Origin of the sequence: Acrocarpospora corrugata (assembly GCF_009687845.1) — a bacterium.
Classification (GTDB): domain Bacteria; phylum Actinomycetota; class Actinomycetes; order Streptosporangiales; family Streptosporangiaceae; genus Acrocarpospora; species Acrocarpospora corrugata.
Window position 1 is genome coordinate 48,956 of the sequence record NZ_BLAD01000077.1, and the last position, 24,724, is coordinate 73,679.

The 24,724-nt window shown below is 69.1% G+C and carries 18 protein-coding genes and 2 pseudogenes; 13 read left to right on the forward strand and 7 right to left on the reverse strand.

Annotated elements, in window-relative coordinates:
- The first annotated feature begins 8 nt into the window (after positions 1–8).
- Positions 9–929, forward strand: a complete 921-nt coding sequence (locus Acor_RS30660; protein ID WP_155340251.1) for a hypothetical protein — start codon at positions 9–11, stop codon at positions 927–929.
- A 2-nt stretch (positions 930–931) separates the two neighbouring features.
- Here the strand turns inward: Acor_RS30660 and Acor_RS30665 are convergent, their stop codons facing one another.
- Together Acor_RS30665 and Acor_RS30670 are read right to left on the reverse strand one after the other, a co-directional pair.
- On the reverse strand, positions 932–1,873 hold the full coding sequence (locus Acor_RS30665; protein ID WP_155340252.1) for an LLM class F420-dependent oxidoreductase: 942 nt from the start codon (positions 1,871–1,873) through the stop codon (positions 932–934).
- Positions 1,870–3,312, reverse strand: coding sequence for a carotenoid oxygenase family protein (locus tag Acor_RS30670; RefSeq protein ID WP_155340253.1), 1,443 nt, complete (start codon positions 3,310–3,312; stop codon positions 1,870–1,872). Before Acor_RS30670 ends, Acor_RS30665 begins: the two co-directional genes overlap by 4 nt.
- Before the next feature lie 89 nt (positions 3,313–3,401).
- On the opposite strand from Acor_RS30670, the gene Acor_RS30675 reads away from it, so the two are divergent.
- Positions 3,402–4,322 carry a winged helix-turn-helix transcriptional regulator gene (locus Acor_RS30675; protein WP_155340254.1) on the forward strand — a complete coding sequence of 307 codons (921 nt, stop codon included), beginning with the start codon at positions 3,402–3,404 and terminating at the stop codon, positions 4,320–4,322.
- Between the two features lie 80 nt (positions 4,323–4,402).
- Entirely contained in the window at positions 4,403–6,028 is a 1,626-nt protein-coding gene (locus Acor_RS30680) for a class I adenylate-forming enzyme family protein (protein WP_155340255.1), read from the forward strand.
- Here Acor_RS30680 and Acor_RS30685 read toward each other — a convergent pair.
- Positions 6,000–7,985: a S9 family peptidase gene (locus tag Acor_RS30685; RefSeq protein ID WP_155340256.1), complete on the reverse strand. Its 1,986-nt coding sequence runs from the start codon at positions 7,983–7,985 to the stop codon at positions 6,000–6,002. The genes Acor_RS30680 and Acor_RS30685 overlap by 29 nt on opposite strands.
- A 75-nt stretch (positions 7,986–8,060) precedes the next feature.
- Between Acor_RS30685 and Acor_RS30690 the strand changes: the two genes are divergently transcribed.
- From Acor_RS30690 to Acor_RS30725, 8 genes are all read left to right on the forward strand, one after another.
- Positions 8,061–9,902, forward strand: a complete 1,842-nt coding sequence (locus tag Acor_RS30690; protein ID WP_155340257.1) for an ABC transporter substrate-binding protein — start codon at positions 8,061–8,063, stop codon at positions 9,900–9,902.
- A gap of 42 nt (positions 9,903–9,944) precedes the next feature.
- Positions 9,945–10,910, forward strand: a complete 966-nt coding sequence (locus Acor_RS30695; protein ID WP_218034579.1) for an ABC transporter permease — start codon at positions 9,945–9,947, stop codon at positions 10,908–10,910.
- Complete coding sequence (locus tag Acor_RS30700; protein WP_155340259.1) at positions 10,907–11,806, forward strand: ABC transporter permease; 900 nt, start codon at positions 10,907–10,909, stop codon at positions 11,804–11,806. The genes Acor_RS30695 and Acor_RS30700 overlap by 4 nt, the downstream gene beginning before the upstream one ends.
- Complete coding sequence (locus Acor_RS30705) at positions 11,803–12,786, forward strand: ABC transporter ATP-binding protein (RefSeq protein WP_218034582.1); 984 nt, start codon at positions 11,803–11,805, stop codon at positions 12,784–12,786. The genes Acor_RS30700 and Acor_RS30705 overlap by 4 nt, the downstream gene beginning before the upstream one ends.
- Positions 12,783–13,745 carry an ABC transporter ATP-binding protein gene (locus Acor_RS30710; protein ID WP_155340261.1) on the forward strand — a complete coding sequence of 321 codons (963 nt, stop codon included), beginning with the start codon at positions 12,783–12,785 and terminating at the stop codon, positions 13,743–13,745. The genes Acor_RS30705 and Acor_RS30710 overlap by 4 nt, the downstream gene beginning before the upstream one ends.
- Positions 13,742–15,040: a M20/M25/M40 family metallo-hydrolase gene (locus Acor_RS30715; protein WP_155340262.1), complete on the forward strand. Its 1,299-nt coding sequence runs from the start codon at positions 13,742–13,744 to the stop codon at positions 15,038–15,040. Before Acor_RS30710 ends, Acor_RS30715 begins: the two co-directional genes overlap by 4 nt.
- 243 nt (positions 15,041–15,283) lie before the next feature.
- Complete coding sequence (locus Acor_RS30720; RefSeq protein ID WP_155340263.1) at positions 15,284–16,339, forward strand: histone deacetylase family protein; 1,056 nt, start codon at positions 15,284–15,286, stop codon at positions 16,337–16,339.
- Positions 16,340–16,625: 286 nt separating this feature from the next.
- Positions 16,626–17,462, forward strand: coding sequence for a PhzF family phenazine biosynthesis protein (locus Acor_RS30725; protein WP_155340264.1), 837 nt, complete (start codon positions 16,626–16,628; stop codon positions 17,460–17,462).
- A 132-nt stretch (positions 17,463–17,594) separates the two neighbouring features.
- Here Acor_RS30725 and Acor_RS44860 read toward each other — a convergent pair whose 3' ends face one another.
- The 4 genes and pseudogenes from Acor_RS44860 to Acor_RS30740 form a co-directional block, all read right to left on the reverse strand.
- On the reverse strand, positions 17,595–17,777 hold the full coding sequence (locus Acor_RS44860) for a zinc ribbon domain-containing protein (protein WP_246239351.1): 183 nt from the start codon (positions 17,775–17,777) through the stop codon (positions 17,595–17,597).
- 133 nt (positions 17,778–17,910) lie between these two features.
- Positions 17,911–18,819, reverse strand: a pseudogene (locus Acor_RS30730) (RNA-guided endonuclease InsQ/TnpB family protein); the annotation flags it as partial.
- Positions 18,816–19,386, reverse strand: a pseudogene (locus Acor_RS30735) (IS607 family transposase). The pseudogenes Acor_RS30735 and Acor_RS30730, both read right to left, overlap by 4 nt.
- Before the next feature lie 501 nt (positions 19,387–19,887).
- On the reverse strand, positions 19,888–20,733 hold the full coding sequence (locus Acor_RS30740) for an arylamine N-acetyltransferase family protein (RefSeq protein ID WP_218034580.1): 846 nt from the start codon (positions 20,731–20,733) through the stop codon (positions 19,888–19,890).
- A gap of 109 nt (positions 20,734–20,842) precedes the next feature.
- Between Acor_RS30740 and Acor_RS30745 the strand changes: the two genes are divergently transcribed.
- Together Acor_RS30745 and Acor_RS45640 are read left to right on the forward strand one after the other, a co-directional pair.
- Positions 20,843–21,532 carry a response regulator transcription factor gene (locus Acor_RS30745; protein WP_155340266.1) on the forward strand — a complete coding sequence of 230 codons (690 nt, stop codon included), beginning with the start codon at positions 20,843–20,845 and terminating at the stop codon, positions 21,530–21,532.
- Positions 21,533–21,686: 154 nt separating this feature from the next.
- The coding region (locus Acor_RS45640; RefSeq protein WP_281353280.1) for an ATP-binding protein at positions 21,687–24,724 on the forward strand (3,038 nt) is incomplete at its 3' end.

Here is a 24,724-nt window from a genome sequence, read left to right on the forward strand (position 1 = left end):
ACCTACCGGTGAGCTCGCTGTCTCTCGGGGCGAAATTGGGCGTCGGCGGACAAGGCGCGGTCCATGAACTGAAGAAGCACGGCGCGGGCTTCGTCTACAAGGAGTACCTCTCCCCGGCGGCGGTGAACGCGGCGGCGCTCGCCGATCTGGTGGCACTACCGGGACGGTTGCCGCCCAGCGAGCGGGAGCGGCTGCTACGGCAGGCCGCCTGGCCATTGGCCCGAGTAGTGGACGGCAGCGGCGTCAAAGGCTTCATCATGGCCCGGGTCCGGCCCCCCTTCATGGGCAAACAGGCGGCCGGACTCAAACTCCGTGAAGCGCAGTTCCTGATGTATCCACCCAAGCCGCTCTGGGAGAGCATCGTCCCGCTCGACGCGACCGGGCGGCTCGAAGTCGCCCGCCAGATCGCGTCCCTGTTCCAGCTCCTGCACGCCAAAAGCCTGGTCGTCGGCGACATCTCCATGAACAACCTGCTCTGGTCGGAGACCCCGGTCGGCATTTTCCTGCTCGACTGCGACGGCGTGCGTATTCAAGGCCGCCGACCGGTCATGGTCCAACCGGCCACGCCGGACTGGGACGACCCCCGGCAACCGCCGACCGGACCCGATCAGGACACCGATCGCTACAAGCTCGCTCTCCTGATCACCCGGATCCTGACCCGCTCGCCCGACATCCGGCCGGGCGATCCGCTGAGTTTCGTCCCCGGCCTCCCGGACCGGGTCATCGCGGAGGTCGCGAAGAGGTTCGCGGACGCCGCGTGCCCGTGCGGCACCCGCCCGGACGCGGGCCACTGGGCGATGGCGCTGAGCGACCGCGGGACGATCGACCTGCCGCCGCTCGGCCCGGTCCGCCGGCCGCCCAGCCTGCCGACGGCACCACTGGACCGTCCCGCTCAGCGCCCGATAATCCAGCTGAACCCGCCCAGCTGAGCTCAGCCGCCCAGCGGGGCGAGGGCACGCAGTGTGCGGACTCCGCCGGGGTCGTGGTCGGTGCTCGCCGGGACCAGGGCCACCTCGTCCACGCCGGCGTTGGCGTATTCGGCCAGCCGGGACTCGATGGCAGCGCGGTCGCCGAGCAGGGCGACGGACTCGATGAGTTTGTCGGGGACGGCCGTGAGGAGTTCGCGGGGGTGGGGGCGGGTTCTGGCGTACTCGACGATGTCGCCGAAGCCCGCCTCGGCGAACATCTCGCCGTAGCCGGGGGCGGCGAGGTAGCCGACGACGGCGCGGCGGATCTGTTCGATGGCGGACCGGTCGGGGTCGGCCGCGGCCGTCACCCAGGCGGCCACCCGGGTGGCGCCGGTGACGGCGCGGAGGTCGGCGACCAGGCGGGCGGCCGAGGCGGGGGTGATCAGGTTGAGGACCATGCGGTCGGCGCGGGACGCGATGCGGACGGCGGCGGGGCCGAAGGCGGCGACCGTCAGCTCCGAGTGGGGGGCCGGGAGGCGCAGGCGGTAGCCCTGGCTGCGCGGATGGTCGGATTTCACGCCGTCCAGGAGGGGGCGCAGCGCGTCGACGGCCTCGGACAGGGCTCTGGTGGAGCCGGCGTGGGGGCGGCCGTGCCAGCGTTCGACCACCACAGGGCTGGAGGTGCCCAGGGCGACCCCGACCGGGCGGCCGGTGAGGGCGGCGACCGAGGCCGCGCCCATGGCGATCATCATGGGGTCGCGGACGGCGACGGCCAGCGGGCCGATGGTCAAAGGGATCCTGGCGGTGGCCGCGCCGATGGCGGTGGCCAGGGCGAAGGCATCGTAGGTGGCCATCTCGCCGACCCACAGCCCGGGGTAACCGAGTTCGTCGGCGGCCCGCGCGGTCATCAGCGCCTCCTCGGGGGGCCGGTCCTGCCAGAGGCCGAGGGAGACGGTCAGCTTCATGGGGTCGTCCGGTACTGGTCGGCGCGGACCCACGTGGCGTGGAAGCCGAGCGGCACCCGCTGGGGCAGCAGGACCCTGGCGATCGGGCCCTTGGCGATGTCCGCCGCGTCCAGGATCTGGACCTCGGAGGAGCCTTCACGTTCGTCGGTGACGAAACTGACCAGGTAGCCGTCGTCCTCGCCGGTCGAGCCGTCGCGGGGGGCGAAGGGGGCCTCGCTGCCGTAACGGTGCTCGCCGTAGTAGTACTCCTGCTTGGCCCCGGTCACGTTGTCGTACTTGACCAGGCCGTCGAACAGGTTGGTGTCGGCGTCGGCGACGGAGACGTTGTAGGAGTAGCGGCTCTGGCGACCGGTTCTGCGGACGTCGATGCTGGGGAACTCGGTGTTGTGGTCGCCGTCCAGGTAACCTTCGCTGGTCCGGCCGGTGACCAGGTTGAAGCGGTACCGGTAGAGCCGGGCGTCCAGCTTCAGGTAGGAGATCATGCGGGCCAGCGGGCCGCCGTCGCCCTTGGGGGCCGGGCGGCTGACCCGGCAGACGTCCAGGATGATCTCCTCGCCGCTCTCCCACGAGTTGACCACGTGGTAGATGTAGCACGGCCGCGCGTCGAACCAGCGGATCTGGCCGGCCGCGCCGCGCCGGGGGATCACCCCGAACCGGGACGGCAATTCCCGGTTGAAGGTCAGCTTGTACCGGCCCTGCCGGGCGGCGTCCATGTCCTGGTAGAGCGGCAGGTCCATCAGGATCGAATAGTTCTCGGTGATGGACATGTCGTGCGGCAGCCGCGCGCCCGGGATCTCCAGCTCCACGCAGTGCTCCACCGCGCCGCCCGCGCCGACCACCCCATACCGCAGATACGGCCGGCGCGGCCCGTAGTCGAACCAGAACAGCTCCCCGGTCCGCTCGTCCACCTTCGGGTGCGCCATGAAGTCGCCGGTCAGCGTGTCGAGGAAGGTCTCCACCCCGAGCGTCTCCAGCGACAGCGGATCCAGCCGGTACGGCGACCCGCACAGATACCAGGTCGCCAGCACGTTGCCCCGGTGGTAGACCAGGTCGGTATTGGCGGAGTCCTTGAGGTTAAGCCCGCGGGTGTTCCCGAACGGATTGCCCTTGGGGTTCTCCATCACCCCGGTCCACAATGACCGGTCGGTCTCGGCCTGGAAGGCCTTGGTGCGCACATACCGGTTTCGATATCGAGCCCGGCCGTCCTCGAAGTGCATCGCGTGCACCATGCCGTCGCCGTCGAACCAGTGGTACCGCCCCCGCATGGGGAACCGCGCGTTCGGGCCGTTGCGCAGGTAGACGCCGTTGAGGTCGGCCGGGATCGCCCCGATGACCTTGAGGTCAGCAGCGGTGACCTCGTCCTGGACCGGTGCGTACACGCCGAGGAGATACGGGTTCGGCTCGCCGGACTCGTCCATGATCACCATGGGTTGTGCCATGATAGGACACTACGATAACAAAAGTCAGCTAGTCAATAAGCCTTTAGAGTGGACTCTTTCCACCCGAGTTCAGAAAGACCGGAGTTCCCATGCCGGGCGTACAGACCACGACCGCCGTAGCCGAGCGAACGACACCGGTAGAACTCAGTGCGATCGGGCAGGCCCTGGCCATACTCGGTGATCGTTGGGTCCTGCTGATCCTGCAACGCGCCTTCCTGCTCCGGGTGCGCACCTTCGCCGGCTGGCGGGACGAACTGGGTATCTCCGAGTCGGTGCTGGCCTCCCGGCTGAAGGAACTCCTGGCTCACGGGATCCTCACCACGGCCGCCTACCGGAACGGCCGCACCCGCAACGAATACCGGCTCACCGACCGGGGGCTCGACCTGTGGTCGCTGCTGGTCGCCATCCACTCCTGGGAGCGGGACTGGACCGATCGGCCGCTGCCGCCGCTCGTGCACGACGTCTGCGGCCGGGACGTGCGGGCCTACCTGGCCTGCGGCGGCTGCCGGGAGGGTATGACAGCGCGCGACACCCGGACCGTGCGGGGGCCGCTGGCCACCTTCGCCCGGGTCGGGCTGCCCCGGCAGCACCGCAGGACGATCGCCACCAGGACCGATTTCATCGGCTACTGCCCGGACTCGATGGAGATACTCGGCGACCGCTGGAGCACCAGCGTGCTGGCCGCCGCCTTCCTCGGCGCGCGCCGGTTCGGCGACTTCCAGACCGAGCTGGGCATCGCGCCCTCGGTGCTCACCGACCGGCTGCGCCGCTTCGTCGAACTGGGCGTCTTCCAGCTCGGCGGCGGCAACTACCGGCTCACCGAGCGCGGCCTGGCCTTCTTCAAGGTCTTCGCGTTCCTGGTCTCCTGGGCGCAGCGCGAGCTGCCCGCGCCGGCCGGTTCCGAGCTCACCATCACCCACCACTCGTGCGGCGCGGCCCTCACCCCGGTGCTGCTCTGCTCGGACTGCGGCGGCAAGCTGGAACGCCGCGAGGTCCACTTCATCACCTGATTTCGCCTTATAGGTCGGCATATGTTGACCGTGGGCGGTGGCTTTCGTAGGGTCGCGGGAAATCGAGCGCGGGAGTCGCGATGAGGCTGCACCCGAAAGACCACGTGGAGCGTTACACCGGCGAAGGCTGGTGGACCGGCGACACGATCGACGAGCTGTTACGGGCGCGGGTGGCTGAGCGGCCCGACGCGGTCGCGGTGGTCGACCCGCCCAACAAGCCCGCCCTGATGGGCGGCGTCGCCAAACGGCTGACCTGGGCCGAGCTGGACGCCGAAGTGGACCGGGTGGCCGGGGTGCTGCTCGGGCAGGGCGTCGGCGTGGACGACGTGGTGGCGGTCCAGCTGCCCAACAGCGTCGAACTGACGGTGACCCTGCTGGCCGGGGTCAGGATCGGCGCCATCCTCACCCCGTTCCCGGTGCAGTACCGGCAGTATGAGCTCACCCAGCTCGGTGAGCTCGCCAATGTGAGCGTGTTCGTCACCGCCGCCGATCGGGCGCCGGGCATCCTGGAGCTGGCCGTACCGTCCCTGCGGTCGGTGCTGGCCTGGGGCGGTGAGCTGGAGAGCGCGACCGCGGACCCGGCCGCGCTGGACGCGCACCTGAAGACCTTCGAGCGGGACCCCAACGACTGCGTCACGATCTGCTGGACCTCCGGCACCGAGGCCACCCCGAAGGGGGTGCCGCGCTGCCACTACGACTGGCTCGCGGTCGGCTGGACCTGCGCGGAGGCGGTTCAGCTCACCGCCGACGACGTGATACTCAACCCGTTCCCGATGGTCAACATGGCCGGCATCGGCGGGGTCTTCCTGCCCTGGCTGCGTACCGGCTGCACGTTGGTCCAGCACCAGCCGTTCGAGCTGCCCGTCTATCTCACCCAGATCGCCGCCGAGCGGGTCACCTACACGCTCGCGCCGCCCGCGCTGCTCACCCTGCTGCTGCACAAGCCCGAGGTCCTGGCCCAGTTCGACATCTCCTCGCTGACCAGGATCGGCTCGGGCTCGGCCCCGCTGCCGCCGCCGATGGTGCGCGGCTGGCAGGAGAAGCACGGCATCGCGATCATCAACTTCTTCGGCTCGAACGAGGGCATCGCGCTGCTGTCGGACCCGGCGACCATGCCCGACCCGGACGACCGGGCCCGGTTCTTCCCCCGCCCGGACGCGCCGGACACCAGCTGGCCGGGCACCCTGGGCGGCACCAAGGTCAGACTGGTCGCCGCCGACGGCACCGAGGTCACCGGCGAGGGCGTGCCCGGCGAACTCCGCCTGTCCGGCCCGACGGTCTTCGCCGGTTATCTGGCCGGTACGGCTGACGCGGACCCGTTCGACGACGAGGGCTACCTGATCACCGGGGACGTCTTCGAGCTGGCCGGCGACCGTTACCTCCGGTATGTGGATCGGACCAAGGATCTGGTCATTCGCGGCGGCATGAACATCGCCCCGGCCGAGCTGGAGGCCCTGCTGGCCGGGCACCCCGCCGTGGCCGAGTCCGCTGTGATCGGCTACCCCGACGAGGTGCTCGGCGAGCGGGTCTGCGCGCTGGTGGTGACCAAGCCGGACACCGAGATCACGCTGGAGTCCGTGGTCGAGTTCCTCCGGGCCGCCGGCATCGCCTCCTACAAGCTGCCGGAGCGGCTGGAGATCGTGGACGGGCTGCCGCGCAACGCGGTGGGCAAAATCCTCAAACGCGAGCTCCGGGAGACGCTCTGAGCGCGTCCAAGACGAAGGCGTAGATCTCCGCTTCGTAGGCGAGGTGGGCGTATCGGCCAGTCGGCCCGCTATGCCCACCCTCCTCGACTTCGACCCGGAACAGCACGTTCGCTCCGTGGGCGCGGAGTTTGGCCACCCATTTGGCGGGCTCGCGGACGAGGACGCGGGGATCGTTGACGGCACCGGTGACCAGCAGCGGGGTGTCGGTCTTGGGGATGTTGTCGTACGGACTGTAGGCGAGCATGTACGCGAAGTCCGCGGGTTTGCGAGGATCGCCCCACTCCTCCCACTCGTTGACGGTGAGCGGGATCGTGTCGTCGAGCATCGTGGTGACCACGTCCACATACGGGACCTCGGCGATGACGGCGGACCAGGGGCGCATGCCGTACACGGCGCCCATCAGGAGGCCGCCCGCGGAGAGGCCGCGGGTGGCGATCGCGCTGACCTTGTCCTCCAGCCAGGAGGCCACCGCGACGTGGTCGGAGAAGGTGGCGGGCTTGGCGGCCAGGCGGCCGGCCTGCCACCAGGCGCGGCCCAGTTCGCCGCCGCCGCGGATGTGGGCGTGGGCGAAGACGCCGCCTTCGTCCAGGAAGACGGAGAGCGGGGCGTCCCAGACGAAGTCGAAGACGGCTTCGTAGGCGCCGTAGCCGTACAGCAGGCAGGGGGCGGTGCCGTCGAGGGGGACGTCGCGGCGGCGGACGACGGTGACCGGGATGAGGACGCCGTCCTGGGCGGGGGCCCAGTGGCGTTCGCTGACGTAGTCGGCCGGGTCGTAGCCGGGGGTTTCAGCGGTTTTGCGTACCTCGCGTTCGCGGGTGGCGAGGTTGACCGTCGACCAGCGGGTGGGCTCGCTGTAGGAGCCCGTCTCGATGAGGATCTCGGTCGCGTCGTAGTCGTGGTTGTGCACGAGTTCGATCCGGCCGGCCGTGGTCTCCGGGTGAATCTCCCACGGCCCGGTCCCGTCGAGCGGGACCACGCGGAGCAGCGGCTCCCCGCCCCTGCGCAACGTTATGACGATATATCCGGCGAAGCAGTCGGTCTTGTAGACGCGTTCGCCCTCGTTGGGGGCGATCAGGTCGTCGTCGCCGGCCAGCACCCGGAACTCCGCCCAGCCGTCGTCCGTGGTGATGATCAGGCGGTCGTTGGTCGCGTCGTGGTCCACCCGGTACTCGACCCGCGGACGGCGGCCACGCACCGAGCGCGGCTCGGCCTCCGGGGTCGCGGCCGGGACCAGCCAGACCTCGGTGGTGTCCCGGTTGGCGGCGGTGATCAACACGTACGCCCCCGAGCGGGTGGCCTCCACCGTCACCTCGAACCGCCGATCCGGCTCGGTCAGGACGACGGCCTCCTCGGTCCCCCCGAGCACGTGCCGCCGCACCTCGTAGGGCCGGTAACAGTCATCCACCACCGTGTAGAAGAAACTGGACGAATCCGCAGACCACGCCCCCGTGTAGTACGTCCCGGGCACCCGATCCGGAAGATCATCGCCGGTGTCCAGGTCACGGAACCGCAGCTCGTAGACTTCGTCTCCGCTCGTATCCACCGAATAGGCCAGGAACCGCCCGCACGGGCTCACCTCCCGGACCCCCAACTCCACGTAGCCCGCCGCTGCCAGCTCGTCGAGATTCAGCAGCACAGAACCAGGGTCGGAACCATCACGCTTTCGAAAGAAGTCACCAAACTCCCTTCCAGTTTCAATCTGGGTGTAGTAGACAAATGCCCCATGACGCCAACTGACTGAAGACTCAGTCTCAGGCGTCCGTCCAGCCATTTTGGCCGTGAGAACCTGCTGAAAGGGGGCCAGATGGGCGGTCTCCGCCGCATAATGCCGCCGTTCGGCGAGCAACGTCTCGCGCGCCGCCTCCGGGTCCCGCATCCAGTCGTAGTCGTCGATTCGCTCGATACCGTGCAACCGGTGCACCACCGGTATACGGGGGGCGATGGGTGGCTGTGTCATGGCAGGACAGTACAAACCCCACCGACTGATTGACCAGTCAATGTCACGGATCGACTCCCGCCCCCGGAGGACGATATGCACCACCTCGTCAGAAGAGCTCTGAGCGTCGCGATCGCCGCCGGGCTGCTGGCGGCCCCGGCCGCCACCGCACTCGCCCAGGCGCCGGCCCCCGCGCAGGGCAAAGTCACCTTCACCGTCGGGATCCAGTCCGATGTGGACTCGACGAATCCGTTCACCGGCATCGTGGTCGAGGCGTACGAGTCCTACGCCCTGATGTACGACTACCTGGTCAGCTCCAAGCCCGAGGACGTCTCGCCGATGCCCAGCCTGGCGGAGTCGTACCAGGAGGCGCCCGACAAGAAGAGCTGGACCTACAAGATCCGCGCCGGGGTGAAATGGTCGGACGGGCAGCCGCTGACCGCCCGGGACGCCGCCTACACCTACAACCGGGTCATCAAGGGCGACTTCGAGCAGACCAACTACGGCAACTACGTCACCAACATCGAGCGGGCCGAGGCCACCGATGACACGACCCTGGTGCTGTACGTGAAGAAGCCGACGCCGATCATGGAACGGCTGGCCATCCCGATCCTGCCGGAGCACATCTGGAAGGACATCGACGGCACCGAGGTCAAATCCTTCGCCAACGAGCCCGAGAACGGCCAGCCGATCGTCGGCTCCGGCCCGTTCCGGCTGGTCGAGCGGCGTAAGGGGCAGTTCCTCCGGTTCGAGGCGAACAAGGAGTACTGGCGCGGCGCGCCCAAGATCGACGAGCTGGTCTTCCGGGTCTTCCTCAACGCCGACGCCGAAGCCCAGGCGCTCACCCGGGGCGAGATCGACTTCGCGTACGACCTGCAGAGCAACGTCTACGAATCGCTGAAGAACAAGCCCGGCATCACCACCAGAAGCTCCCAGTACCCCGGCTTCAACGAGATCGCCTTCAATAACGGCGCCGCCCTCGCCGACGGCACCCCCATCGGCGACGGCCACCCCGCGCTCAAGGACAAGCAGGTCCGCCTCGCCATCTCGCAGGCCATCGACCGCGACGTCCTGGTCGAGCGCGTGCTGCAGGGCCACGGCTCGCCCGCCGACACCTTCATCCCGCCGATGTACCCGGCCCTGCACCTCGACCCCGCCACCAAGCAGACCTTCGACCCGGCCAAGGCCAACCAGATCCTGGACGCGGCCGGCTACCCGAAGGGCGCCGACGGCGTCCGCGCCAAGGACGGCAAGAAGCTGGAGCTGCGGCTGTTCGTCCGGGAGGGCGCCGAGTCGGAGGCCACCGGCGAGTTCGTGAAAACCTGGCTCAAGGACATCGGCATCGAGGTCAACGTCAAGGTCATGTCCGAGGACGCGCTCACCGAGATCATCGGCCAGGGCGAGTACGACATGTTCGAGTGGGGCTGGGTGGTCGAACCCGACCCCGACTACCAGATGTCGGTCTTCACCTGCGGCAAGCGCAGCTACAAGGACGGCGACTCGATCTTCGCCGACCTGTCCGACTCGTTCTACTGCAACCCCGAGTACGACAAACTCTACGAGCAGCAGGCCGGCGAGACCGACCCCGCCAAGCGGGCCGAACTCGCCAAGCGCATGCAGCAGATGGTCTACGACGACGCCGCGTACGCGATGACCTACTACTACAACGACATGGTCGCCTACCGCAGCGACAAGTGGACCGGCTTCGTCCCGCAGCCTGCCCCCGACGGCTCACTGCTGTTCCAGTACGGCATCCACTCCTACCTCACCATCGAGCCCGTCAAGGCCACCTCCCCGGCCGCGGCCGCGGCGGCCGAGGACGGCGGCATGAGCCCCGCCCTGATCGCCGTGGTCGTCGGCGGCCTCGCGGTGGTGGCGGTGGCCGGAGTGCTGGTGGCCCGCCGCCGCCGTACGGCTGACGCGGACGAGCGGGAATAGCCGATGGCGACCGCCACGGTGTCTTCACCGGACCCGGGTCCGGTGAAGACACCGTTCCTCACCGGAACCCGGGGCTACGTGATCAGGAAGATCAGCTGGTCGCTCGGCACCCTGCTGTTCGTGCTGGTCTTCAACTTCTTCCTGTTCCGGCTGCTGCCCGGCGACCCCATCGGCCTCTACTCCCGGGGCCGCAACATGGCCCCCGAGCAGCTGGTCAAACTGCGCGCCCAGCTCAACCGGCCGGTCGGCGCCCAGTTCCTGGAATACCTGTCCAACCCGTTCGCCAGCACCATCAACTCGGTCCGGTTCAACCGCCCGGTCTGGGAGCTGGTCGGCGAGCGGGTCTGGCCGACCGTGCTGCTGGTCGGCACCTCGATCCTGATCGCCTCGGTGGCCGGGGTCTGGCTGGGCATCCGCAGCGGCTGGCGGCGCGGCGGCACCTTCGACCGGTGGACCACCGGCACCACCAACACCCTTTACGCGATGCCGGAGTTCTGGGTCGGCATGGTCCTGCTGATCGCGCTCCCGTTCTTCCCGAGCGGCGGCATCTCCACCCCGGGCGTGACCGGATTGCTGGACACGATTCTGGACACCGCCTGGCACATGGTGCTGCCGGTGACCGCGCTGGCCATCGTCTACCTGGCCGAATACACCTCGATCATGCGAGCCTCCCTGGTGGACGAGCTCCGGCAGGACTACCTGCAACTCGCCCGCGCCAAAGGGCTGCGCGAGGACCTGGTCCGGCGGCGGCACGCGGTCCCCAACGCGCTGCTGCCGACCATGACCCTGATCTTCCTCAACCTGGGCTTCGTGATCGGCGGCGCGATCACCGTCGAGACCGTCTACTCCTGGCCCGGCCTCGGGCTGCTCTCCTACGAGGCGCTGCGCGGGCCCGACATCCCCCTCCTCCAGGCCGTCTTCCTGCTGTTCTCCATCGGGGTGGTCGTGTTCACGCTGTTCGCCGACCTGCTGTACGCGGTGCTCGACCCGAGGGTGAGCTCCCAATGACGACCCCCACCTCGGCCAGGTCGATCACCTGGGCCCGCCGCCGGAGCACCCTCGCCCGGTTCTGGCGGGACTTCCGCTCCCACAACACCGCCATCGCCGGCCTCGCCATCCTGGCCGTGTTCGCGCTGATCGCGATCTTCGCGCCGCTGCTGGCCGACCCGGACGGGCTCAACGTGGCCAAGGCCACCGCCAAGGGCCACCAGCCGCCGTCGGCCGACTACTGGCTCGGCACCGACCAGAACGGCCTGTCCATCCTGACCCTGCTGGTGCACGGCACCCGGGTGTCGCTGATCGTCGGCCTGTCCGCGACCGCGATCGCCATCGTGATCGGCACCCTGGTCGGCATCATGGCAGGGTTCTACGGCGGCTGGGCGCGCTCGCTGCTGATGGGGTTCACCGACTGGTTCCTGGTGATCCCGTTCCTGCCGCTGGCCATCGTGCTGGCGACCGTGCTGGGCGCGTCCCTGGTCAACATCATCATCGTGATCGGGGTCACCTCCTGGCCCGGTACGGCCCGGCTGGTGTGCGCGCAGACGTTGAGCGTGCGGTCCCGGCCGTACATGGAACGGGCGAAGGCGCTCGGGGCCGGGGACTGGCATCAGATGACGCGGCATGTGCTGCCGAACGTGATGCCGGTCGTGGTCGCGCACGTCGTGCTGACCGTGTCGATCGCGATCCTGTCCGAGACCACGTTGTCGTTTCTCGGGCTCGGCGATCCGACCCAGCAGTCGTGGGGGAACATTCTCGACAGCGCGTACGGGACCGGGGCGATGTCCAACGGCGAATGGTGGTTCGTGCTGCCGCCCGGGATCTGCGTGGTGCTGGTCGTGCTGGCGTTCACCCTGGTCGGGCGGGCGCTCGAAGTCGTGCTCAACCCGCGTCTGAAGGAGGGCTGATGAGTCTTCTGGAGCTGAAGGGCCTGCGGGTCACCTACGGCGGGGACGTGCCCGCCGTGCGCGGCGTCGACCTGTCGGTGTCGCCCGGGGAGGTGCTCGGCATCGCCGGGGAGTCCGGCTGCGGCAAGTCCACGATCACGAACGCGGCCCTGCGGCTGCTGCCGAGATCGGCCAAGGTCGAGGGGCAGGTGCTGCTCGACGGCGAGGACGTGTACGGGATGTCGTTCGGGCGGCTCCGGGCAATACGGTGGGCCGAGGCGTCGATCGTGTTCCAAGGGGCGCTGCATTCGCTGAACGCGGTGCAGAACATCGGGCGGCAGATCGCCGAGCCGATCCTGCTGCACGAGCCGAAGACCTCCAGGCGGGAGGCCGACCGGCGGGTGGGTGAGCTGCTCGAACAGGTCGGGTTGCCGGCGCGGCGGGCCCGCGACTATCCGCACCAGCTGTCTGGCGGGCAGCGGCAGCGGGTGATGATCGCGCTGGCGCTGGCGTGCAGACCCCGGCTGGTGATCGCGGACGAGCCGACGACCGCGCTGGACGTGATGGTCCAGGCGCAGGTGCTGGAGCTGCTGTCCGGGCTGGTCCGGGATCTGGGGCTGGCGCTGGTGCTGATCTCGCATGATCTGTCGGTGCTGGGGACGACGTGTGACCGGGTCGCGGTCATGTACGCCGGGCGGGTGATCGAGCAGGGGCCGGCTTCGGCGGTGTTCGATGATTCGCGGCATCCGTACAGTGCGGCGCTGGCCGGGGCCTTTCCCCGGGTTGGGGATGAGCGGTTCCGGTACGCGCCGCGAGGGCTGCCGGGGGATCCGCCGTTTCCTGGAGATCTGCCGGGCGGGTGCGAGTTCCATCCGCGGTGTCCGGTCGCGCTGGATGGGTGCGCGACTACTGAGGTGGCTTTGTCGGAGCTGTCCCCCGATCGGAGCGCCGCCTGCGTGCGTGCCGGGGAGACCGGCCTGGATCTGCGAGGTGCCCGATGAGCTCGGCTTCGGTTTCGCCGGATGTGGCGCTGGCGGCGCGTGGGGTTTGCGTGCGGTTCGGGGCGGCTCGGGCGGTGGACGGGGTGGATCTGGAGATCGGCGCCGGGGAGATCGTGGCGCTGGTCGGGGAGTCGGGGTGCGGGAAGACCACGCTGGCGCGGAGCCTGCTCGGGCTGGTGAAGCCCGCCGCGGGGAAGGTCGAGTACGGCGCCCGGCCGCTCGGGTATTCGCGGGGGGATCTGAAGGAGTTCCGGCGGCATGTGCAGCTGGTGCTGCAGGATCCGAGCGGGTCGCTGAATCCCCGGCACACCGTGTATGAGGCGGTGGCGGAGGGGTTGCGGATCCACGGCGTCTCCGACGGGGAGGAAGTGCGGGTGGCCGAGGCGCTGTCGAAGGCCGGCCTCCGCCCGCCCGAGCGATTTTTCATGAAATATCCGCATGAGTTGTCTGGGGGGCAGCGGCAGCGCGTGGTCATCGCGGGTGCGCTCGTCCTCGAACCCGACGTGCTCGTCGCCGATGAGCCGGTTTCCTCCCTCGATGCGTCCGTACGTGGGGAGATCCTGGCGTTGCTGTTGAAACTGCGCGACGAACTCGGGTTGTCGGTCCTGGTCGTCACCCATGACCTGGGGCTTGCCTGGAACATCGCCGATCGGGTCGCCGTCATGTATCTCGGCCGGATCGTCGAGACGGGCGACACCGCCGAAGTGCTGATGGCCCCGCGTCATCCGTACACGAAAGCGCTGCTCTCCGTGGTGCCCGAAGTGGCACGGCAAGCCCCCATCGTCCTCGTCGGGGAGACGCCCGACCCGTCCCGCATCCCCACCGGCTGCCGGTTCCGCCCGCGCTGCCCTGTTTATGCCGCCGGGCTGCCTGCCGAAGTCGCCGCCCGCTGCGAGAAGGAGCCCCAGCCCGTGCTGCCCCCCGACCGCGGCCACCACGCCGCCTGTGTGCTCGCATGAACATCGGCACCATCTGCTCCGACCTGATCAGGATCGACACCACCAACGAAGGTGACAACCGGGGGCGGGGCGAGCGCGCCGCCGCCGAGTACGTCGCCACCCTGCTCTCGGACTGCGGCGTCGAAGCCCAGATCCTGGAAAGCTCGAAAGGCCGCTCCAACGTGGTCGCCCGCGTCCCGGGGACGGGATCCGGTGATCCGTTCCTGATCCACGGGCACCTGGACGTGGTTCCCGCCGCCGCCGAAGACTGGGCGATCCACCCGTTCTCCGGCGAGATCGTGGACGGCGTCGTCTGGGGTCGCGGCGCGGTCGACATGAAGGGCACCTGCGCGATGACCCTCGCCATGGTGGCCGACTGGGCGCGCGCCGGGGTCCGCCCCGACCGCGACCTCGTCCTCGCCTTCACCGCCGACGAGGAAGCCACCGGCGAGTACGGCTCCTACTACCTGGCCCGACAGCATCCCGACCTGTTCACCGGCGTCCGCGAAGCGATCAGCGAGGACGGCGGCTACAGCGTCGTCCACGACGGCAAACGCCTCTACCCCGTCGCCGTCGGGGAGCAGGGCATGGCCTGGATGCGCCTGCGCGCCCGCGGCATCGCCCAGCACGGCTCCCTCCGCGCCACCGACAACGCCGTCGCCGAGATCTGCCACGCGATGTCCCGCCTGGCCTCCCACGAATGGCCCCTGCAACTCACGCCCGGCGTGCGCAGCATGCTCGACGGCATCTCCGCCGCCCTCGGCCGCCCACTCGACCTCACCGACCTCGACGCAGAAGCAGAGCGCCTCGGCAAAGTCGGCGAACTCTTCAAACACGTCCTCCGCAACTCGGCCAACGTCACCATGCTCAACGCCGGCTACAAGGTCAACGTCATCCCCGGCTCCGCCGAAGCCCAGGTCGACGGCCGCTTCCTCCCCGGCTCCCGCGACGAATTCCTGACCACCATCGACAAACTCCTCGGCCCCAAAATCACCCGCGAATTCGTCTGCTTCGAAGACGCCCCAGAAGCCGACCCTGGCGGCCCCACTTTCGACGCACTCTGCGCCTCCCTCATCGCCGAAGACCCCGAAGCCCTCCCCATCCCGTACGTCATGAGCGGCGGCACCGACGCCAAAGCCTTCAACGAACTATCCATCGTCACCTACGGCTTCGCCCCCTTGGCCCTCCCTGCCGACTTCGACTACAACGCCATGTTCCACGGCATCAACGAACGCGTCCCCGTCAACGCCCTCGAATTCGGCGCCCGCGTCCTCGACCGCTTCTTCCGCCCATCCGCCCACGAGGGGCCGTCATGACAACGTGCCACGCCTGGCCGGGGGATCGGCTTGTCCGCGTCATGACGATTCGCTCCGCGCGGCTGGGGGATTGGCGCGTCCGCTCATCGGGTCAAGGGAGGTCCTCGTCGTGACGATTCGCTACTCGGCTGGGGGATTGGCGCGTCCGCCCATCGGGCCAAGCGAGGTCGCGGTCATGACGACCAGCTACGCACGGCCGGGGGATCGGCGATTGCGGCCATCTGGCCAAGAGGCGTTGGAGTCATGACGACGGCGATTTGGTCGCCCGAAACGCTGGCGCATATGCCGGGGGCGGAAATCTGGATCGGTGTGCGGACGCCTGGGACCGAGGTCGCCGAACGGGTCACCGTGATCCGCGACACGCTGGCGGCGGACGGGATCCCGATCGTGGAGGCGGTCGCGCATGACGACAAGGCCCTGCTCGCCGTTCACCGGCCGGAGTTCGTCGCGCACCTCCGGGAGATCTGGCAGAAGTGGGACGACGGCGGATACCACCCGGATTACGGCGCTGACCGCGTCGTGCCCTACGTGTTCCCGACCGAGGCGATGCTCGCCGGAATGCCCGCCCACGACCCGGTCGCCACCCACGCCCGCGCCGGGCTCTACTGCTACGACACGATGACCCTGGTCGGCCCCGGCACCTGGCCGGCGGCCCGGGCCGCCGTCGACGCCGCGCTCACCGCCGCCGACCTGGTCGCCGCCGGCGAACGCGTGGCGTACGCGCTCTGCCGTCCCCCCGGCCACCACGCCACCCCCGCCGGCTACGGCGGCTCCTGCTACCTCAACAACGCCGCCATCGCCGCCCAAGCCCTCCGCGACCACGGCTACGCCAAAGTCGCGATCATCGACATCGACGCCCACCACGGCAACGGCACCCAGGCCATCTTCTGGAACCGCCCCGACGTCTTCTATGGCTCCGCCCACATCGACCCCGCCGCAGGCTGGTTCCCCCACTATTTCGGCTTCGCCGACGAAACCGGTACCGGCCCCGCCCGCGGCACTACCCTCAACATCCCTCTCGCCCCCGAATCCGCCGACCCCACCTGGCTCGCCGCCCTCACCCGCCTCCGCGACGCCACCGAATCCTTCGCCCCCGAAGCCCTGGTCGTCTCCCTCGGCGTAGACGCCGCCGCCGACGACCCAGAAAGCCCCCTCCGCATCACCCCCTCCGGCTACCACCAAACCGGCACAATCCTCGCCTCCCTCAACCTCCCCACCGTCGCCATCCAAGAGGGCGGCTACCACCTCCCCTCCCTAGGCACCCTGGTAACCGAAACCCTCCACGGCCTGTCCACCTGACTGGCGCGCCGAATAGCCGCCCCTGTCGGCCCCACCGTCGCCGTCCAGGAGGGCGGCTACCACCTTCCCTCCCTGGGCACCCGAACCCTCCCGACCAGGGGCACCTGACAATGGCGCCGGATAAGCGGCTCCTTCGGCCTCCCGGTCGTCGCCGTCCAGAGGGCCGGTGCTACTTCCCAGCCCTCGGGACCCTGGTCACCCGAACTTCCCCGACGGATGTATCTGACACTGGCACCGGGTAGCGGCTCGTCTCCTTCTGCCGGGCGCCTTTGGATACCGTTCAGTCATGGAAATTCAGCGGTACGTGGCGTTCAGCAGTGATCCTGCGGGCGGGAATCCGGCCGGTGTCGTGCTGGACGCCGCGGGACTCGATGATTCCGTGATGTTGGCGACAGCCGAGGAAGTCGGCTATTCCGAGACCGCGTTCGTGTCGGCCCGCGCGGACGGAAGTTTTGACGTCAGGTATTTCAGTCCGCTCATCGAAGTGCCTTTCTGCGGCCACGCGACGATCGCGACAGCAGTGGCTTACGCGGACCGGCATGGAGTGGGAGAGCTGTTGTTCCACACCAAAGCCGGTCCTGTATCCGTTCGGACCACGCGAACGGCAGACGATTCGATCGCGGCCACGCTGGTAAGCGTTCCGCCCCGATCCGTGCCGATCACTCCAGCGGATCTGATCGAACTCCTCGCCGCGCTCCGGTGGACCGCCGACGACCTCGACCCCGCATTCCCGCCCCGCGCTGCTTTCGCCGGCGCCTGGCACCCGATCATCGCAGCCGCCACCCGAACCCGCCTGGCGGACCTCGCCTACGACATGCCCGCCCTCACCGAGCTGATGCTGCGCAACGACTGGACCACCATCGACCTGGTGTGGCGAGAATCCCCATCGACCTACCACGTCCGCAACCCGTTCCCACCCGGCGGCGTCACAGAGGACCCAGCCACCGGAGCAGCCGCCGCCGCCCTCGGCGGCTACTTGCGAGAAACAGGACTCGTACAACCCCCCACAACTCTGACCATCCACCAAGGCCATGACATGGGCCGCCCCAGCACCATCACCGTGACCGTCCCCACCGACCCCAGCACTGGCATCGCCGTCTCCGGAGCAGCCGTCAAGATCTGACTCCAGCCGCACCGTTCGGAGAATCTCAGTGATCTTCATTCCTGATTCACCGGCAGCTGCCCCGGCGGACCGGGGTCTTACATTGCCTCCACAGGCGTTTAGCGTCTCCGGGGAACTGCCCGGCGACGTCGATTAAGCTGCTTGCTGCTCGAGGTTCATCGCGGCCAGCAGGTTCCGGGCAGCGTTGACGTCCCGGTCATGCTCGAGCCCGCAGCCACATATCCATGCGCGGTCGGTGAGCGTCAGACCGATGTTGACCGCACCGCAGCCGCCACACAGGCGCGACGACGGGAACCAGCGGTCGGCCGCCCACACGCTCGAGCCGTACCAAGCGCTCTTGTACTCGAGGTGGCGGAAGAACTCCCCGAACCCGAGGTCGCTGATCGCGTCTGCGGTTCTTGACCATTCCGGCGACGTTCAGGGTTTCCACGGCGATGGCCCGCTTGGTTCTCGCGAGCCTCGTCGTGGTCTTGTGCAGGAAGTCGCCCCGCTGGCTGGCGATCTCGAGGTGGACTTTCCCGAGCCGCTTCACGGCTTCGGCCCGATTGCTGGAGCCGTGGGCCTTTCTCGAGAGAGCCTTGTTCGCCTTCCGCAGCTTCCGCAACGCGGTCTTGAGCGGCTTGGGCGCGTAGATCTCGGTAACGGTCCCGTCGTCATCCACGATCGTGGCGAACCTCTTCACGCCCACGTCGATGCCGCATGCGGGTGCATCACTCGCGACCGTGCGCCGCCGGCCGATGTCACTGCGGTCGATCTCAAGCTGGAAGGACACCCACCAACGGCCCGCGACCTCCTTGACGGTGGCACCCAGCAGCCGAGCCCGTCCGTCCGCGATGCGCCCGGTCAGCCACGACATGCCCTCCAGGGCGCGGACCTTGCCGATTCCCGGCAGGCGGACAAGCCGGTCCGATTCGGGACGGGCGCGGTCCGCGTCGTACCGGAACCTCGAGCCGTGCTTGCGCTTGCGCCAGTCCGGGAACCCGGCCTTCTTGCCTTTGCGCTTTCCGTTCCTGGAGTCGAAGAAGTTCTTGAACCCGGCAGCGCGGACCCGGCACGCCTCCTTCGGCACCCTGGAGGACAAGCCCTCATCGAGAAACCACGGGTAACGGTCTGGGTGAGCGGCCCGCCACGCCCGTTCGAGCGCGGGGGCCGACCACGGAACCGGCGCCAGGTCCTTGTCGGCCACGCCGTAGGACTTCTCAGCTTCCCGCTGGTCGAGAGCGGCCTTGACCCTCTCCAGGCAGAAGTTCTCCACCACCCGCGACAGTCCGGCGTGCCGGCCGAGCCGTCGCCGCTGTTCGGGCGTCGGCGCGAGTGCCACACGGAAACCCTGACGGAGACTCTGGCGATCGCTCACGTCGCCTCCCGGGCGGCATCCAGGGCGGCTTTGGCTCGCCGGGAAGCGGAGCGGTGGCCGTACAGGCGGGCGCAGAAGGAGGTGAGGATCTCGGTCATATCCCGCACTAGATCATTGTCAACCTCGGCGTCGTCGATGACGACGATGCGGCGGCCGGTCGCCGCCAGGGCTGCCGACAGGTGCTCGATCCCGAACCGGGTGAGCCGGTCACGATGCTCGACCACGATCACCGACACCAACGGGTCACCCAGCAGGCGGGCCAGCTTCGCCCGCTTGCCGTTCAGGCCGGAGCCGACCTCGGTCACGACTTCGGCGATCGTCAATCCCCATGCCGGTGGCGGCGGTGACGACTCGCCCGGCTTGCCGCTCAAGGTCGCCCTTCTGGTCGGCGCTGGAGACGCGGCAGTACGCCACGGTCCGGCCCTGTCCGTCGGCGGCCTGCTCGAGCACGAGATACCGGCCCGTGGCGGTCTTGACCACCGGGACCGGCATCGTCCCGTTCTTCGCCCACTGCCAGGCGGTCTGGTGGTGGACGCCATTCCGCCGCCCACTCGGAGAGCTTCCCATGCTGATGATCGAAGATGAAAACTGAAGAACGCTGATGATTTCACTAACAGCAGACAACCACTCGACCTCTGCTGTGAAGCCGAGCGCGCCAGTGGGGCCGACGTGGTCGTGGGGCCGAGCGTGCTGTGGAGCCGAGCGGTGGTTGCTGCGTGGATCGCCCTAAACCGCCCGCCTTTCAAGGCTGCTCTGCTTGGCGGAGAGGCGGGATTGGTCGGCGTCCCGCAGGCTCAGCTTGCCGTGCCGGAGATTCCCTCGATATCCGGCGGTGTGGCTGTCGTGAACCCCCCGCTACGGACGCGGGCACTCGAACTGCTTAGAACTCCTCGCGGGAGGGGTCGCGCTTCCTGGGCGCCGGTGCGTGAGGACTATTACCTGCGTGAACGTCGCCGGACACGGTGAGTAGCCCGGCGGCCGGCTCATTAGCCACGAGTTTCAGCGAGCGCGCTTGGGTTCCCCTGGCGAGAGGCGCAGGCCGTTTACATTCCGGGGTTGTGTAGCCGGTTATGAGGTCTTTGTGGTTAGCCATTTTTCGTGGGCGGTCCAGAGGCGGGGCCAGAGGTGGGTGAGTTCCTGGCGGGTGATGGTGAGGCCGAAGATGTCGGCCAGGGCTTCGGAGAAGTCTGTTTCGCGGTCGAGGAGGGTGGTGGTGTCGTGGTGGCCGAGGCGGCGGAGGGAGAGGCCGGTGAGGGTGTCGATGCCGTTGGGGTCGCGGCGTTGGATTGCGCTGGTGCGGACGAAGGAGGAGTCGGGGGAGGTGCTGAGGTGTTTGTGCATGTTTTCGAAGGTGTCCATGGTGACGGGGCCAGGGCGGAGGTCCATGCCGTGGAAGCTGCCGCGGGGGTCGTGGTCGAGGCGCCAGCCGCCGGGTTCGGCTTCGGAGGGGCGTAAGCCGTATACGAACGGGCCCTGGTGGTAGGTGCCGGGGATGAGGGGGATGGGGTCGTGGATGGCGTCGCCCAGGCCCGCGTCGACCAGCCATTCGCCGGTGGGGTTGTCGGGGGTGGGCAGGCCGGTGACCGTGAGGACCAGGTGGTTGCCGATGGAGCCGGCGGGTGAGGCGGGGGAGCCCTGGACGCTGCCGAAGTGGCGGGTGACCTGGTAGCCGAGGGCGTTCAGTAATGCGGAGAACGCGCCGTTGAGGTGGAAGCAGTAGCCGCCGCGGCCGGCGACGATGCGTCCGGCCGATTCGGCCGGGTCCACGGTGGTGGGCTGGTCGAGCCAGATCGCCAGGTTCTCGTAAGCCACTCGCTCGACATGGGCGCGCTGCAGCGAGAAGAGACCGGCCACGCTCGGCGGGCCGTCGTGGAGCAACCGCAGCCGTCGCAAATACCCCTCAACATCGATCACAACCAACACGGTAACCTCCGCCACCGACAATCTCGCGAGCGGGCCGCGTGCACCATTTCTGCACATAGGTGGGTAACTCCTCTGCACGTCAGGCCTCTACGCTGCCGACATGGCATCTCCTCAGCAACGACGGGTCCTCCTGGTCGAGGATGACGAGACCATCGCGAAGGCGGTACTGAACCGGCTGGTGGCGGAGGGGTTCGAGGTGCGGGTCGCGAGCGATGGCGAGGGTGCGCTCGCGGCCTATGCGAAGTCGGAGCCCGATCTGGTGGTGCTCGATCGGCTGCTGCCGGGGCTGGACGGGCTGGAGGTCTGCCGGCGGATGCAGGCGGCCCGGCCGGTGCCGGTGCTGATGCTCACCGCGCTCGCGGAGGAGACCGATGTGCTGGTGGGGCTCGGGGTGGGGGCCGACGACTACATCACCAAGCCGTTCAGCATGCGGGAACTGGTCGCCAGGATTCACGCGCTGCTGCGGCGGGTCGAGCGGGCCAGCCAGCTCGCGGCCGAGGACACCGTGATCAGGGTCGGCCCGGTGGAGATCAACACCGCCGAGCGGCGGGTGTTCGTCCGGGGGGTCGAGGCGCAGCTCACGCGGACCGAGTTCGACCTGCTCAGAAGGCTGGCAGAACGGCCGGGGCAGGTGTTCGAGCGGGAACGCCTGCTGTCGGACATCTGGGGGTTCTCCGAGGCGGCGGCCACCCGGACGGTGGACAGTCATGTCCGGGCGTTACGCCGAAAGCTCGGTTCCGAGGTGGTCAGGACGGTGCACGGCATCGGGTACGCCCTGGTTCGCCCATGATTTCGGTGAACTTTTCCCGGCGGACCAGGGTCCAACCGGTCATGCATGGCATCGGATCCCCGGTCTGGCTGGCCGGATTCGCACCGGCCAGCGGACCAAGCTTGATCGGGCCGGACCCCGGTATCGGGCCGGACTTCAGTGCGTCGGCCCGCCGATGAGGCCGCTGGACTTTCTCGGGCGGATCAAGGTCAAGCTGGGGCTGGTGATCGTGCTGGCGGTCGTGACCGCCTTCGTGGTCAACGAGCTTGGTCTGGGCGCGGACCTTCCCGGCAACCTGCGCATCGCGATCGCCGTCGTCCTTGCGGTGATCATGGTGCAGTTCCTGGCCAGGGGGATGACGAAGCCACTTCGCGAAATGGCCGCCGCCGCCCAGACCATCGCCAAAGGCCAGTACGGCCTGCGCGTCTCCACCACCTCCCGCGACGAGGTCGGCGAACTCGCCCGCGCCTTCAACGCGATGGCCGCCGACCTCGGCGAAGTCGACCGCCAGCGCCGCGAACTGGTCGCCAACGTGAGCCACGAGCTGCGTACCCCGATCACCGGGCTGCAGGCCGTGCTGGAGAACGTGGTCGACGGCGTCTCCCCGCCCGACCGGGAGACCCTCGGCACCGCCCTCGCCCAGACCCAGCGCCTCGGCCGCCTGGTCGCCCAGCTTCTCGACCTGTCCCGCCTCGACTCCGGCACCCGCACGATCGAGGCCGAACGCTTCGACCTCGACTCGCTCTGCGGCCAGGCCGCCCGCGAAGCCGGCCTGGCCACCGACAGCGTCACCGTCCGCAGCGACGTCACCCCCGGCCTGCACCTGGAAGCCGACCCCGCCCTGCTCGCCCAGGTCCTCGCCAACCTGCTCGACAACGCGGTAAGGCACAGCCCGCCCGGCGCCACCGTCCGCCTCGAAGGCCGCACCGTCGGCGCCAAGGTCGAGCTCAGCGTGCACGACGAAGGCCCCGGCATCCCCGCCTCAGAACGCGCCCGCGTCTTCGAACGCTTCTCCCGCCTCGACGCCGCCCGCGCCGCCGACGCCGGCGGCGCCGGCCTCGGCCTGGCCATCGTCAAGGAGATCGTCGAACTCCACGGCGGCACCATCCGCGTCGCCGACCAGCCGTACGGCTGCCGCATGCTCGTCCAACTCCCAGGGAGAATCCAGATGCCCGGCACCCGGCCCGACCCCGACCCCATCGAGCCGCTCGGCCGCACGGACCCCCGCCCCCAGCCGACCACCGAGAACCCGGTGATTCGCGCGTCCGAGCCCGCCGGACCCGACGGGAAGGGGAGCCGGACGGATCCCTGCGCGGAGGCGGCCACTGCATCGGCGATGGCCCCCGGCTGGGACGCGACCGCTGCATCGGTGATGGCCCCCGGCGCGGACGCGACCGCGGCGTCGGTGATGGCTTTCGGCTCGGGCGTGGCCGCTGCGGCGACGATGCCCCCCGGATCGGGAGTGACCGGCGCGTCGGCGGAGGGTCCCGGCTTGGGGGGCATTGAGTCGACGGGGGCTCCCGGCCTGGGTTCCGGCACGCCGATGGTGGTTTCCGGCTCGGGGGGTGTCGCGCCGACAGTGGCTCCCAGTTCGGGGGCCGCCACGCCGACGGCGGGTCCCGGTTCGGCGGGTGTGGTGCCGATGGCGGCTCCGGGGTCGGGGGCTGTCACGCCGATGGCGGCTTCGAGTTCGGGGGCCGCCACGCCGACGGTGGGTCTCGGTTCGGCGGGCGTGGTGCCGATGGCGGCTCCAATTTCGGGGACCGCCACGCCAGCGGCGGCTCCGAGTTCAGGGGTGACCGTCCCGTCGACGGTGACCGTGGCGGCGACGGCAGTTCCCAGATCGGCGGTGAGGGTCGCGTCGAAGGCGGGTACTTCTAGCCCTCACGCGGAGGAACTGGTGTCCGCGGAACAGCCGGTTGGGGAGGGTCTGCCGGGTACGCAGCCCCAGGCCACCATGGATAACCCATCCGGACCCGGCTACAGTTGGCCGCCGCCTCCGGGCAGCCCCTACTACCTGCCGCCTTCCAGAGCCTCGATACGGGCCGGTCTCGGCGCGGGGGTCGGCATGCTGGTCGGCTTCATGGTCGGGCTCTTCGTGGCGTTCTTGTTCGGTGTGTGGGTCAACGGCCTGCTCGGAGTGGTCTTCCTGCTCGCGCTCACCTTCGGCGGAGCCGTGCTGGGCGCGGTGATCGGCGCCAACTCCGGGAGATCCTCGTTCACGACTTACGGCCTCTACCCTCCCAACCAGTGGGTCGTGCCGCCCACCCCGGGCTCCTCCTATCCCGACGTAACCGACGCCCCCACGCAGGCATCCCCAGGGGATCACCGCCACGAAGCGGAGCATGCGTCGCCCGCTACCGTGCCTGACGCCGAGGCGGCAACCGCTTCTACTCGGGTTGGCGTGGCGGAGCCTGCCGTCGTGGCTTCAGACGCTAAGGCAGCGATGACTCCGACTGAAGCTGAAGTGCGTCAGCCTGCCGCGACGACCTCAGAAGTTCAGGGGGCGACAACACTTCCTCGTCCCGACGTGACGCCGGATGCGGAGATGGCAGTGGTTCAGACGGACGGGCATGATCCTGCGGGTGCGGGTGCGGGTGCGGGTGCGGGTGCGGGTGCGGGTGCGGGTGCGGGTGCGGGTGCGGGTGCGGGTGCCGGTGCCGGTGCCGGTGCCGGTGCCGGTGCGACAGCTCAGGCTGAGGTGCCGCAGCTTGCTGTGATGTCGGATGCGGAGAGAGCAGTGGCCCAGGCGGGCGCGCATGATCCTGCGGGTGTGGCGTCGGATGTTGAGGGGGCGGCAGCGCTGCCTCGGGCTGAGGTGCCGCCGGCCGCTGTGACGTCAGATGCTGTGACTTCAGATGCGGAAAGGGCAGCGGCCCAGGTGGACGCGCATGATCCTGCGGGTGTGGCGTCGGATGGTGAGGCGGTGGCGGTTCTGCCTCAGGTTGAGGGGTCGCGCCTTGCATCTGCGGCGGTGGTTAGTCCTGGGATGCCGCCTGCTACTGCGGCGACGGCCGCTCCCCAGGCGGAGGGGTCGCAGCCTGCTGTCTTGGTGTCGGACGTTGGGGCGGTGGCGGCGTTGCCCGAGATTGAGCGGGTGTCGGCTGTCGGGGCCGGTCGGGGTGGGAGTGTGGGGGCCGATCGGGGTGCGTCGTATCGGGGGATGCCGCCTTCGGCGGAGGGGCGGCTGAGTGGTTCGGCGCGTGTTGGGGG

Coding starts and splice junctions, on each gene's coding strand:
- Acor_RS30665 (WP_155340252.1), bottom strand. CDS start 1,873: ATGAAGCTGACCGTCTCCCTCGGCCTCTGGCAGGACCGGCCCCCCGAG.
- Acor_RS30685 (WP_155340256.1), bottom strand. CDS start 7,985: ATGACACAGCCACCCATCGCCCCCCGTATACCGGTGGTGCACCGGTTG.
- Acor_RS30700 (WP_155340259.1), top strand. CDS start 10,907: ATGACGACCCCCACCTCGGCCAGGTCGATCACCTGGGCCCGCCGCCGG.
- Acor_RS30675 (WP_155340254.1), top strand. CDS start 3,402: ATGCCGGGCGTACAGACCACGACCGCCGTAGCCGAGCGAACGACACCG.
- Acor_RS30710 (WP_155340261.1), top strand. CDS start 12,783: ATGAGCTCGGCTTCGGTTTCGCCGGATGTGGCGCTGGCGGCGCGTGGG.
- Acor_RS30745 (WP_155340266.1), top strand. CDS start 20,843: ATGGCATCTCCTCAGCAACGACGGGTCCTCCTGGTCGAGGATGACGAG.
- Acor_RS30670 (WP_155340253.1), bottom strand. CDS start 3,312: ATGGCACAACCCATGGTGATCATGGACGAGTCCGGCGAGCCGAACCCG.
- Acor_RS30715 (WP_155340262.1), top strand. CDS start 13,742: ATGAACATCGGCACCATCTGCTCCGACCTGATCAGGATCGACACCACC.
- Acor_RS30690 (WP_155340257.1), top strand. CDS start 8,061: ATGCACCACCTCGTCAGAAGAGCTCTGAGCGTCGCGATCGCCGCCGGG.
- Acor_RS30725 (WP_155340264.1), top strand. CDS start 16,626: ATGGAAATTCAGCGGTACGTGGCGTTCAGCAGTGATCCTGCGGGCGGG.
- Acor_RS30720 (WP_155340263.1), top strand. CDS start 15,284: ATGACGACGGCGATTTGGTCGCCCGAAACGCTGGCGCATATGCCGGGG.
- Acor_RS30680 (WP_155340255.1), top strand. CDS start 4,403: ATGAGGCTGCACCCGAAAGACCACGTGGAGCGTTACACCGGCGAAGGC.